This window comes from Dysgonomonas termitidis (genome assembly GCF_054657735.1).
Map to the genome: position 1 here is coordinate 247001 of NZ_BAAHYD010000002.1, position 14678 is coordinate 261678.

A 14678-nucleotide genomic window follows, 5' to 3' on the forward strand; every position below is an offset into this window, starting at 1 on the left:
ACGTATAGCGATGAGGTTAAGTAGAAGAATGTTTTTTATGTTTGTTTTCATACTTCAGCTTTTGCAAGTTGTTGCTCAAAAATATACGGATTACGTTGATCCCTATATAGGTGCAGGAGGCCATGGGCATGTTTTTGTAGGGGCGAGTGTTCCGTATGGGGCAGTTCAGGTAGGACCGTCTTGTTTCTTCAAAGGCTGGGACTGGTGCTCAGGGTATAACTATCAGGATAGCATGATTATCGGTTTTCCTCAATTACATCTGAGTGGAACAGGTATCGGAGATTTAGGCGATATACTCATTATGCCGTATATGGGTGATATAAAATTGAGTAAAGGGGAGGAAACCAGACGCTACAGTGGTTATGCCTCTAAATTTTCTCATGCAAACGAGAGTGTGCGCCCCGGCTATTACAGCGTAAAACTGGATGATTATGACATAGATGTGGAGCTTACTGCCACAGAACGTGTAGGGTTTCATAAATACACGTTCCATAAAGGAGAAAATGCCCGTATTATAATTGACCTGAAAGATGGAATAAATGACAGGTCGGTTGATACATATATTGAACAAGTTGACAAATACACTCTAAAGGGCTATCGGTCTTCGGAAGGCTGGGCAAAGAAGCAACAGGTATTTTTTGCCATTAAATCTTCTGTTCCGATCAGTCATTTCTCCGTTTATAACGACACTGAGTATATAAGTGGAAAAAAAGGCAAAGGGCCTTCTATAAAAGGGTTACTTAGTTTTGAAAAATCACCCGGAACCATTTCTCTGAAAGTTGGGATATCACCTGTTAGTTCAGACAACGCGCTAATGAATATCAAATCGGAGATTCCTGATTGGGATTTTGAAAAAGTAATCAGGCAGGCTGATGAAAAATGGAACAGGGAGTTATCAAAGATCAATGTAGAAACAAAAAATGAAGCAGATATGCGGATTTTTTATACAGCAATGTATCATCTGATGATACACCCCTCATTATTCAATGATTACAACGGAGATTATATGGGTTCAGATTGGAAAGTCTATAAAGGGTCCGGATTCGATAATTATACCATATTTTCTCTTTGGGACACCTACCGTGCCGCACATCCTTTATATTCGATTATAGACACAAAGCGCACAGCAGATTTTGTCAATAGTATGCTGGCTGTTTTCGATCAGACCGGCCAACTTCCTGTCTGGCACCTCTGGGGATATGATACCGGAACGATGGTAGGAATAAGCAGTTTTCAGGTAATAGCAGAAGCTTATTTGAAAGGAATTCGGGGGTTCGATGCTGAGAGAGCATTTAATGCTTTGAAAACAACTGCTATGAGCGATATCCGTGGGTTAGGATATGACCGGGATTTTATGTCGGTTCCCTCTGATATGATGACAAACCGTCCTGTGGCAATGGCTCTCGAATATGCTGTAGGAACAGCCGGTATTGCATTGATGGCTAAAAAAATGGGCAAGCCGGAGGATTATGAATATTTCAAAAAAAGAGCCGGAAATTATAAACTCTATTATGACAAGAATGTGGGATTCTTTCGTGGGAAAATGGCTGATGGAAGCTGGAACCCTGTTTTTGATCCAATAAAATCAAAAAGGCCGTGGGCAACGGATTACGCGGAAGGAAATCCTTGGCAATATCTGTGGCTTGTTCCCCAGGATGTAGAAGGCCTTATCGGGCTTATAGGCGGGGAAACAGCATTTGAAGACAGGTTAGATACATTCTTTTCTCTCAGTTCAGGAAATGATCCCGATGTATTAATCGACCTGACAGGCTGTATAGGGCAGTATGCACATGGCAATGAGCCGAGCCATCACATAGCATACTTATACGCTTATATCGGACAGCAGTGGAAAACATCCCGGCTCACACGCTATATAATGAGAAATTTTTATAGGGATGAACCAAACGGAATAATAGGAAACGAAGATTGTGGACAGATGTCTGCATGGTATATACTTTCCTCATTAGGATTCTATCCCGTATCTACTACTTCGGGTCAATATGTGCTTGGCAGTCCGTTGTTCGACAGGGCTACAATCAATATGGAAAACGGTAAGAAATTTACAATTGAGGCACTTAATAATTCACCCGAAAATATTTACATACAAGAAATAGAACTGAATGGAAAAAAATACGACTTCAGTTTTATTACACATGAAGATATTGTGCAGGGAGGAATATTGAAAATGAGAATGGGAAATACGCCAAACTATAATTTTGGAAAACATCCGGTAAATCGACCGCAAACAAATTCTCAAACTGTTTATCTGTCAAAACCATTTGTTCGCCCCGGTATGGCGCAAAACCGCGAGGATCTCGATTTTATGCGGGAAAAAGTATTAAAAGGAGAAGAGCCCTGGAAAACGGCTTTTGTTACTCTCAGAGAACAGGCTACGCTCGATTTTGTCCCCCAGCCTGTGTCTTTTGTATCAGAAGGGCCTTATGGACAAAACAGTGTAGGAGGCAGGGAATTTTCACGAAGTGCGACAGCGGCTTATAACCATGCATTAATGTGGTATATTACAAAAGAGAAAGTTTATGCCGAAAAAGCTGTTGAGATATTGAATGCATGGTCGTATAGACTAAGGAGTTTTGATGCAAACAATGCGAAACTGAATGTAGGGCTGAATGGATATTATTTTCTGAATGCAGCAGAGATTCTGAAATATTCATATCCGGAATGGAAGGAAAAAGATATAGAACAATTCCAGTGTATGGTATTGACGGTATTTTATCCGACTGTTGAGGATTTCTTTACTGAAGCTAATGGAAACTGGGATGCTTCGATGATAAGTACAATGCTTTGTATCGGTATTTTTGCCGAAGACCACGAGATATTTAATCGTGCTGTAGAGCGTTATTATTGGGGGATCGGGAATTCCGGAATAACCAAATACATCTACCCCGGTGGACAATCTCAGGAGGCAACAAGAGACTGGGATCATGTGCAGCTGGGAATAGGTGAATTTGCCAAAGCCGCTCAAACTGCATCAACACAGGGGTTGGATTTCTATAGTGTGGCACAGGACAGGTTGGCATATGGTTACGAACAAACTTCGAAAATGATGCTGGGAAATGACATCGATGTGTATGGGGTGTTGTCAAAGAGGCGTATGGATAAATTCAAAGATGTGTACGAATCAATTTATGCTTATTATAAGAACATGAAAAATATTGAACTGCCTTATACTAAGGAAGTCTTATCGAAACATACACGTCCTGTTTTCCCGGTTGGAGTCTTAACCGGGATAAAAAAATATCCACCCTCATCAAATGAATCAGTGAAAGTATTGCCTGAACTCGATTTTCTGGGGCCGTCTGTAACAGGGGCACAGGGTAATTCAACGAATGTGATACCGGGTAATTCTGTTATTGTCAATCCGGGAGAATCAGTTCAGGATGCTATTGATAAAAGTAAAGGAACAGGAAAGACAGTAGTATTGTCGAGGGGTGTGCATATTCTTAAAGCACCTCTGAAAGTATATAGTAATATCACTCTTGCCGGATATGGCAGAGAATCGATACTATTTCTAAGCCCAGAGATGAGAACTGAAACAATTGTAAATGGAGAAGAACATATAAACAACCTTACAATAAGGGATATACTGGTAGAAGGAGCTATAAGTATAAACGAGAATGAAGATCCTAATCATGACCGGAGAACCCGCTCCTATATGAGCGCTCCCAGTCGTGAGGGAATTATTATACGGTCAGAAACAGGCGCTGAAATTAAAAATCTGCTTTTTGAGAATATTACAATACAAAATTTCACCAAGAATGGCCTGCTGGTCGTTGGTGCATCTGATGTAAAAATCAATCGATGTAATTTTAGTGATAATGGGTCGAGCGTAGTTCCCGGAGCCGGATTTCACCACAATTTGAATCTATCCTATGTGACGGGTTGTGAAGTAATAAATAGCCGGTTCGATACTTCCCCGTGGGGAAACGGTATCTATATTTCTTTTGGTAAAAATATTACGGTCTCGGGAAGTGAGATGTGCAGAAATAAATTATCCGGTATTTATTGTGCGGAAAGTGAACATATCGTTATCTCAAATAACCTAACGGAAGGTAATGACAGGGATGGTATAACAATCGATGAAATGCTATCCGGATGTAAAATCGTTACTATCCGGAACAATCATTCACAGAATAATGGGCGGTATGGAATTATGGCGAAAAATGCGACTGAATTGAAAAAAACTGATAACCTTATTTTATTCAATGCTAAAAAACTAGACGAATAAGAATCCCGGCAGACTCTTAAAAACAATTCGTTTCTAACATAATTTCATAATATCACCATGAAGCTAAAAAGAATATTACTGATACTCATATTTATTCCTGTTTATATGAATATTTATGCCAGGGCAACACCAGAAGAAGAATATAAAAAAATACAAAAGCAATTGGCTTCCGGTTGGAATACATGGGATACAAGAAGCGTCCTGACACATGTACTGCTTCCATACGGTGCTGCTATCGATTTGAATCTTACCGATAATGACGGGAAGAGAATAAACACATTCAGAATAGGTGGAAATCCATTAATGCATCCGCGCCATCACGCCTACGATGGCAGTTATACGGATGTATCATTGGAATGGAACGGGCACAGGCTCCGGGTACAGAGTGCGTCGGATGGTTTGAATAATATTATATTAATAAGCCCTTTAGAAGGAAATAGAAAAAATGGGCAACTGATTGTTATTCCTAAATCACTTTGGCAAAGAGCTAACAAAATCACAATACAAGGAAACAGGTTTTCCATTGCCCCTTACGGCTTTGATATAAATATTCCGGTTATAATACAGGGCACTTATATAAGGACAGATGAAAAAGAAATTAAAATGTCTGTTGATGAGCCTGTTGCCATTTGTTGCGGACAAGATATGACTGTCGGTGAAGCGCAAAAATACATTGAGCAAAGGGCCAATATGTTTGTTGAAAAAAATAAAGAAAGATATAAAGACAAATATGAATCGTATAACGCGATGCAAAGTGTATTGGCTTGGGATAATATATACGATCCTTCAATAAAGAAAGTAATTACGCCTGTTAGCCGAAATTGGAATGTAAACTGGAGCCATCATCCGGAATTTGGAGGTTTTGTTTTATTTTGCTGGGATACTTATTTCGCGGGAATGATGCTTGCATTGGACAATAAAGATCTGGCCTATGCGAATGTGGCCGAAATTACAAATTCGATAACAGAAGCAGGATTTGTCCCGAATTTTTATACAGGTAATGATCTTAAATCAAGAGACAGATCTCAGCCGCCGGTAGGTTCTTTAGCAGTATGGAGTATTTATAAGAAGTACAAGGAAAAATGGTTTTTAGAACTGCTCTATGATAAGTTATTAACATGGAACAGGTGGTGGGATAAAAACAGGAATATAAACGGATTATTATGTTGGGGCAGTAATCCGTATGAGAAGGTAACATATCATGCCCGGGAAAGCGGAGGAATAAATGAATTATATTGCGCCGGATTGGAATCGGGTTTGGACAATTCTCCAATGTATGATAATATAAAATATGATAAAGCCCGTCATATGATGCTTCTCAATGATGTCGGATTATCTTCTTTGTATATTATGGATTGTGATTACCTTGCAAACATAGCGGAGGAATTAAACCGGAGTGAAGATGCAAAAGGGTTACGGGCAAAAGGGAAAAGCTACCGGAAAATGCTGCAATCCCTTTGGGATAATGAAAATGGACTGTATTATAATAAACACACAGATACAGGATTGCTTAACGGGAGAATCTCTCCGACTAATTTTTACCCCTTACTGGCCAGTGTCCCCGATCAAAAACAAGCGGAAAGAATGATAAATGAACATTTACTTAACCCGGATGAATTCTGGGGAGAGTATGTAATTCCTGCGACTCCGAAAAACGATCCGGCTTTCAAAGATAATATTTATTGGCGCGGTAGAATTTGGGCACCGTTGAATTTTCTGGTATACTTAGGTTTAAGAAATTACGATTTTGTGGACGTTAGAAAATCATTAGCGGAAAAATCTGAAAAACTTCTAATGAAAAGCTGGATATCGAACGGGTATGTATTTGAAAACTACAATGCAACAACCGGACAAGGCGACGACACTCAGAGAAGTGACAAGTTCTATCATTGGGGTGCACTGCTGGGATTTATCGGACTTATTGAAGACGGTTATTTTATGAATGAGTGACCATACTGTTCAAATATCATCCCTCCGGAAACTTGTAAAAATACCTCATTTTTAGATTTATTTTTTCAGTTAATGAATAATTAATGCCCAAAGTAAGGCTACATACAGATATTTGCAGGACTATGGACCATTCGGCAGTAAATAAATTTTTGATTTAACCTATATATGAAACAACTTGTAATGAGGATAACAGCTATTTTTTTTATGAATTTGATAGCATTAACGTCTTTTGCTCAATCATACTTTAGTAATTTTAATCAGCCGGAGCAATTTAAAGAAATAGGACGTGGAAAATGCGAAATTTCTAACGGAGTTTTTAAAAGTCGTGATTCGTATGGCTGTTTTGGATACCCTGAAGGAAAGAATTATGAGATAAAGTTTCGGGCAAGAAGTCCACTAAATGCAGAACAAGTTCAAATCTGGGCTGGTTTTCATGCATACAACCGGAGTGACAGATATATTGTCGGCTTAAAAGGAGGGTTGTCTGACGATCTTTTTCTCGCACGTCTTGGTTATATGGGGACAGACGAGTTTTTAGCTTTAAGATCTTTAGATTTTCATCCCGGACCCGGGAAATGGTATGATTTTCATATTGTTGTTTCTGATAACCGGATACAAATATATTTAAATAATGAAAAGCAGCCTCGTATAGATGTCGTTGATAAAAATATGAATCTAGCCCCTTCAGGCTCTGTTACTCTTGGAGGTGCGTGGATAGAAACAGAGTTTGATGATTTATCCATATCATCTGTACCTGATGGTTATTTAAAAGATGTTCCTGTAAATGAATATGCTGTAAAGGTGACCTCTCGGCAAAAGGAAGACAAGAGAAGGTCGGAACGCGCAGCCTACAACCCTATTATTGTCAGTGAATTATCTCCGGATAGAACGATTGTGGATTTAAACGGAGGTTGGCTTTTTATGCCTGAATATCAGCTCGAAGATAAAATTAAAGCAGTTTCTCCCGCAACAACCGATAATGAGTGGCATATAATGAATGTCCCTGATTTCTGGAATCCTATTCGTATCTGGTTGCATGGGGAAACATTCGGTCAGCATGCTAAAGGTGTTTCCGATAACTATTACCAGCAAGAAACTTCACGTTGCGAAAATTACACATTCGATTACAAGAAAACAAAAGCTGCATGGTATCGTCAATGGATAGAACTTCCCGGGGAGATCAAAGACAAAAACCTGACATTGACCTTTGATGCTGTATCCAAAGTCGCAGAAGTTTATATCAACGGACAGTTGGCAGGGAATCATGTAGGTATGTTCGGTGAAATAAAGATTGACGGGACAAAGTATTTTAAGCCCGGTAAGAATTTAGTCGCAGTACATGTTGTACGTGATTTTGTGAAAAATATTCAGGATGCGGATAAAGTGATCGATGTTGCCGTAACAGTTCCGGTGACTAACAAAATGATAAAAGATATTGCACATGGTTTTTATCAGGATGAGCCAGCCGGCATATGGCAACCTGTGAAACTGGAAATCTCCGGTCTGATGAAAATAGAAGATGTATTTATTATTCCGTCATTAACCGGGGCAACATTTAAAGTAACCGTAAAAAATTATACAAATAAGAGACATCGTTTTTCTCTTTCTACACTCATCGTAGACAATCAGGATAAGAGCAGGTTATTTAATGGGAATTCTCTTGAGAATATATCAATGAATCCTGGGGAAGAAAGAGTGTTGACATATTCAATAAATAGTCTGCAACCTAAATTATGGACACCCAATCACCCAAATCTGTATGATTTTACTTTTACCCTTTCGGGAGAGAAAACTCTTTCGGATGAAATGGTTATAACATCAGGATTTCGCACATTCGAATCAAAAAATGGCTTTCTGGAGTTGAATGGCAGCCGCTATTGGCTAAGGGGAGGAAATCATACTCCTTTTGCTTTGGCTCCTAATAATCTGGCTTTGGCAAATACGTTTTATCAGATAATGAAAAAAGGTAATATAGATATCACGCGTACGCATACAACGCCATATAATAAACTTTGGATAGAAGCTGCCGATCATAATGGTATAGGTATCAGCCATGAAGGAACATGGCCGTGGCTGATGATAAATGCTACTATGCCCGATGAAAAAGTAATTCAATTGTGGGCTGATGAATATATCAGTTTGCTGAAAAAATACAGGAACCATCCTTCTATATTATTTTGGACAATAAATAATGAAATGAAATTCTATGATAACGAACCTGACCTTGAAAAAGCAAAATATAAAATGCATATTATATCGGATGTTGTAAAACGCATGCGGGAAATTGATCCTACACGTCCTATCTGTTTCGATTCGAATTATCGTAGAAAAGAAAATAAATTTGGGAAAGAGTTTTTCAATACCGTTGACGATGGAGATATAGATGATATTCATTCATATATAAACTGGTATGACCATACGGTTTTTAAACAGTTCAACGGTGAATTCCAGCGAGACAATATGAACCCGGAACGCCCTTTGATTAGTCAGGAAATGTCGACAGGATATCCTAACAGTGAAACAGGCCACCCTACACGTTTTTATACTTTTGTTCACCAAAACCCGCAAGTTTTGGTCGGTAATCAGGCTTATGAATTCGGTGATCCGAAATACTTTCTGGAAGCGCAGTCATTCATTACAGGTGAATTGGCGGAAGCTTTGCGCCGCTCGAACGATCAGGCTTCAGGAATATTACATTTTGCCTTGTTAACATGGTTCAGGAATGTGTACGATCCTCAAAAAATTGAACCTTATCCGACATATGATGCTCTTTCAAGAGCATTGTCGCAAGTGTTGGTCAGTGCCGAAATATGGGGACGACATTTTTACTCGGGAACAAAGTTACCAATAAGAATATGTATTGCAAACGATCTGGAAAATGGCATGGATTTACCCGTATCCGATTTGAGTTGGAAAATACTGGACGAGGGAAAAGTGATAGCCTTCGGAAGCCAGATAATACCAACTATCCGGCATTATTCCCGTTGGTGGCTCGAACCGGAGATTATTCTTCCTGCAAAACTTTCTTCCGGACGAACGGACGCTAAGTTAGTGTTTACATTGAACAATAATGGAAAACAAATTGCGGAAAATGAATATAAAATCATGATAGCAACCAAAGAATGGGCTGAATCACCGGTAAATGGGACAAAAAACATTACGTTGGTTGATTCTGAAAATATAAAAGAATCATTTGATTTTTTAGGAATTAAATATAAATCATGCCGAACCGTATCAGAAGCTTTGAAGATGAAAACTGATTTGTTTGTGTTTGCAGGTTTGGATGTTACCAAAAATTGTACTGAAGAGGATTTGCTTCACATTCGTGATATTATTTCGAAAGGAGGCAGAGTGTTGATGATTAATGGAAAAGAAGCAGCCAAATCAATATACCCTGAGCATATAACCGGCTGGATTATACCTACCGAAGGGGATATTGTTAATCTGGAAATACCGGAGTCTCCTGTATTTGATGCTCTCAGATGGATGGATTTAAGGTACTTCAATAACAATAAAAGAGAAGTGCCTGCTGTTTGCCACGCATCGCTGAAAGTAAACAGAAGCTCAAAGGTTGAAGAATTAACCTCGCAGACAAAAATTCACGGATATATAAACGGCAATATGGCTGAGCGTTCCGAATATGTAAAAAATATAAGAGGTACAACTATTGTAAAGATCAATGACAACGGAACGTTACTCTTATCTACGATGTCTTTGGAAAAGGCTGTGACAGATCCGATAGCCGGACGTTTATTATCGAATATGGTTAGCTCAATGTTAAAATAAGCAGGACGGTAATATTATTTTCATAGAAATCATAGTACATCATATCAGTTTAACCATAAATATGTAATGAAAAAAAAAATTATTTTATTAATTCCTCTTTTTATCTTAAGTATAAGCATACCTATAGTTGCCAACACTCTGGATGAACCTTATATTCCTGCCTGGGATATTTATGTAAATTCATGGGAAAGAAAGAATAATATTCTTACAATAGAAACCGTCGAAGGAACATTAACCGTGAAACCGTATGATTTCGGAGCTTTACATTTTCATCTTACTCCTTTAAACCAGAACAAAGATAAAAGTAGTTATGCGGTAATTGAAGACTTTCCTTCCGCTGATTTTGAGGTCGAAGAAGACGATAATGATTTGATTTTGATTACTGATAAATATAAGTTCGTACTGCATAAGTTTACTGGGAATTATAGCTTTTATAATTCGGAAGGCAAGTTATTACTAAAGGAAGCGAGTAATAAAAGAGAGCCTGTCAAAGAAGATTCGATAGCTCCCCGTTGTTTATTCAAAATGATGCCGGATGAAGCTCTCTATGGTTTGGGACAATTCAGGGATAACGCTTTGAATCTACGTGGGAAAAAACGGGAATTAGTACAATTCAACACTCAGGCTGCCGTACCTGTTATTTACTCGACCGCCGGGTGGGGCTTATTTTGGGATAATCCGTCACGTACTGTTTTTGAGGACAATGCGAAGGGGATGAGCTTCGTTTCCGATTTTGGGAATAAACTGGATTATTACCTGTTTACCGGAAATACTCTTGATAAGCTTATTTCATCCTATCGCCAATTGACAGGTAAAGCTCCGATGATTCCTTATTGGTCTCTCGGCTATCATCAGAGTCGCAATAAATATGCGACACAGGACGAGGTGCTGAATATTGCTGAAAAAATGAATCATGAAGATATACAGATGAGTTCTATCTTTATCGATTATTTTTACTGGCAGAGATATGGCACAGGTTCACATAAATTTGATGAAACGATTTTTCCCGACCCAGGGGGTATGTTAAAGATATTACATGATAAATATCAGACCAAAGCAGTCATAACAGTTTGGCCGGCATTCAAGAAAGGGACTGCCCATTATGATGAATTAGAATCGAAAGGGATGTTGCTGGATGGTGCCAGAGCTTTGGATGGAATGATCTATGATGTATTTAACCCTGAAGCAAGACAGATTTATTGGAAACAGATTCTTCCGCTTGTAAAAACAGGACTGGACGGCTGGTTTCTTGACGGGCCGGAGCCTGATCATGTCAGTTCATTTCTTCCCGTTAATACATTTGCAGGCCCGGCGGTAACTGTAAGAAATTTATATCCGTTGTTACATGTCGAAAATTTTTATAATAACTTACTGGAGTTATATCCAAACACGCGTCCATACATTCTTACACGTTGCGCGTGGGCGTCCCAGCAAAGAACCGGAGCAGCTATCTGGTCTGGGGATATACCGACGACTTTTGATGAATTGCAAAAACAGATTACAGCAGGCCTAAATTTTGTTGCTACCGGCATACCCTATTGGACAACTGATATCGGGGGGTATTCGGGCGGAGATCCCGGAGAGGAAGAATATCGGGAATTATTTATGCGCTGGTTCGAATATGGAACCTTTTGTCCTGTATTTAGAAGCCATGGACGCCGTTATCCGGGTGATACTAAAGCTCCGAACGAACTATGGGCCTATGGAAAAGAAGTGCAGGATATTTGTACCCGGTACATTAATCTGAGATACACTCTTATGCCTTATATATACACCCTTACAGGAGATGTTACTCACAAAGACTATACACCGATGCGATTGTTGGCATTTGATTTTCCCGGAGATAAAAATATACAGGACTGTAAAGATCAGTTTATGTACGGACCGTCATTTCTTGTGTGTCCTGTATTGAGTGCCGGGGTTGCCTCCAGAGATGTTTATTTGCCAGGAGGTAATAAATGGATAGACTTCTGGACTGGGGAAATTTACAACGGAGGACAAAATATCGTTGCCGCTGCATCGAAAGACAAAATACCTCTTTATATAAAATCAGGAGCAATTGTCCCGGTTTATAAGGATAGTGACAAAACGAATACCCCCGATGATATAATTAAAATTCTTATCTATAAAGGAAGTGACGGTAAATTCGAACTTTATAAGGATGATGGTAAATCATACGAATACAAGAACAACAGTTATGCCTATATACCTTTTTATTGGGATGATAAGATGAATGAGTTGGTCATAGATACTCAGAAAGGTAATTATAACAAGGGAAAATCTCAAGAGTTTCAACTGGTTCTTATTGATGGTGAGTATGAAAATATACATTCGGTACCTGTGAAAAAAGTTGTAAAATACACCGGGTTCAAGCAAACATTAAAATTGTAATATTATGATAAAACAAATCAAAATATCAGGTATATTGGCCTTGATATCTCTTTTCTCCTCATGTATCGCGTCGATTGGAGATTACGATAATGAAAAAACTCCGGTTGATTATGTCAACGTATATATGGGGAATATAAGTCATATGTTAGTGCCGACTTTTCCCACAGTACATCTGCCTAATAGTATGCTGAGAGTATATCCCGAGAGGAGGGATTATACTTCCAATGTGATTACCGGATTGCCCGTAATAGTTACAAGTCATAGAGGGAGTTCCGCATTCAATATCAGTCCTGTATCGGTCGGAGACAGATCTTCCCATTTCGCTCCGGTGATAAATTACACATATGATAATGAGAAAATAACGCCTTACCGTTATTCTGTCTATTTAGATGAAGAGAAAATACAAGTAGATTATGCACCGTCTCACCAGTCTGGAGTATATAATTTTACTTTTCAGGAAGAGGGTTTGAATAAATTAATTATTAATACCCGCAACGGACAACTAAAGGCAAATGGGAGTGGTCTTGAGGGATGGCAATTGATCGGGGCTGGTCCCACAAAAGTATATTTATACATGGAGACAGAACGGCCTGTAAAAAATATCGGGACATTCGACAAACAATTATCTGCAATTAATTATAACCGGACATTTGTTGAAGGGGAAAATGAGGCTATAGCTTTAGAATTTCCCGGGAAGCAAATTAATCTGCGTTATGGTATCTCTTTTATAAGCATAGAGCAGGCAAAAAAAAGTTTGCGGAGAGAAATAAATACCTATAATGTAGGTGAAATAGCAGAAATTGGCCGTAATATATGGAACAAAGCCTTGAATAAAATAGAGGTTAAAGGCGGATCAGACAATGATAAATCCGTGTTTTACACTTCGCTTTACCGTGTTTATGAAAGGATGATTAATATATCAGAAGACGGATATTATTATAGTGCGACGGATAATAAAGTACACAGTGACGAAGGGGTTCCTTTTTATACCGATGACTGGATTTGGGATACTTACCGTGCGGCGCATCCTTTACGCATTCTGATTGAGCCTGATGCAGAGGTAAATATGATAAATTCGTATGTGCGGATGGCCCAGCAAGCCCCAAACGGATGGATGCCTACGTTTCCCGAAATAACGGGTGATAGTCATCGCATGAATGGAAATCACGCTGTGGCTGTAGTATGGGACGCTTATTGTAAAGGATTGCGGGGGTTTAATTTGGAAGCGGCTTATAATGCATGTAAAAGCGCTCTGACGGAAAAATCGCTATTGCCATGGACCAAGCAGGCTAATACCGTGTTGGATTCGTTTTATCAGGAAAAAGGATATTTCCCGGCTTTACAGGAAGGAGAGGATGAATATGTAAAAGAAGTAAATCCGAGAGAAAAGCGCCAATCTGTTGCTGTAACCCTGGGAGCATGTTATGATGGCTGGTGTTTATCGCAAATAGCCAAAGAACTCGGGAAAGACGATGACTATCGCGATTTCCTGAAATGCTCCTATAATTATCATAATCTTTATAATAAAGAAACAGGTTTTTTCCATCCCAAGGATAAAAATGGGAATTTCATAATGCCATTTGACTATCGTTTTTCCGGCGGACAAGGAGCCCGGGATTACTACGATGAGAATAATGGATGGACATATAGATGGGATGTTCCTCATAACCCGGCGGATTTAATGGAACTGATGGGGTCGGCTGAAAAATTTATTCACAATCTGGATCAGACTTTCCGGGAACCGTTAGGTAAAAGTAAATTTCAGTTCTACGCTCAGCTCCCAGATCAAACCGGGAATGTCGGACAATTCTCAATGGCAAATGAACCTTCTTTACATATACCATATCTCTATAACTATGCAGGACAACCCTGGAAGACTCAGAAACGTATACGGAATCTGTTAGATCAGTGGTTCAGAAATGATTTGATGGGAGTTCCTGGAGATGAAGATGGTGGAGGACTATCTGCATTCGTGGTCTTCTCGCAAATGGGTTTTTATCCGTTTACCCCGGGTTCTCCGACTTATAATATAGGTTCCCCTGTTTTCGAAAATGTGAAGATTAATATCGGAAATGGAAAAGTCTTTGAAATAGAGGCCAAAAACTGCACTCGGGATAATAAATATATACAGTCTGCCATACTAAATGGCAAAGATTGGGACAAGCCCTGGTTTAGCCACAAAGATATAGAAAACGGCGGGAAGCTCGTTCTTGTAATGGGAGATAAGGCCAATACTGCCTGGGGGGCTTCTATGGATAATGTTCCCCCTTCAGCTGAAAAGATTATACCGTAAAATAAATATGAA

Annotated in this window: 5 protein-coding genes; all 5 read left to right on the forward strand. The window is 39.1% G+C overall.

Annotated elements, in window-relative coordinates; genetic code table 11:
* The first annotated feature begins 37 nt into the window (after window positions 1–37).
* Window positions 38–4246, forward strand: a complete 4209-nt coding sequence (locus ACYQ3L_RS05290; protein WP_379993791.1) for a GH92 family glycosyl hydrolase — start codon at window positions 38–40, stop codon at window positions 4244–4246.
* Between the two features lie 57 nt (window positions 4247–4303).
* Window positions 4304–6196, forward strand: a complete 1893-nt coding sequence (locus ACYQ3L_RS05295; protein ID WP_379993790.1) for an MGH1-like glycoside hydrolase domain-containing protein — start codon at window positions 4304–4306, stop codon at window positions 6194–6196.
* A gap of 204 nt (window positions 6197–6400) precedes the next feature.
* A complete protein-coding gene (locus ACYQ3L_RS05300) occupies window positions 6401–9982 on the forward strand; it encodes a glycoside hydrolase family 2 protein (RefSeq protein WP_459952359.1) in 3582 nt (1193 codons plus the stop codon).
* A gap of 66 nt (window positions 9983–10048) precedes the next feature.
* Window positions 10049–12373 carry a glycoside hydrolase family 31 protein gene (locus ACYQ3L_RS05305; RefSeq protein ID WP_379993788.1) on the forward strand — a complete coding sequence of 775 codons (2325 nt, stop codon included), beginning with the start codon at window positions 10049–10051 and terminating at the stop codon, window positions 12371–12373.
* A 4-nt stretch (window positions 12374–12377) separates the two neighbouring features.
* Window positions 12378–14666, forward strand: a complete 2289-nt coding sequence (locus tag ACYQ3L_RS05310) for a GH92 family glycosyl hydrolase (protein WP_379993787.1) — start codon at window positions 12378–12380, stop codon at window positions 14664–14666.
* Window positions 14667–14678 lie beyond the last annotated feature (12 nt).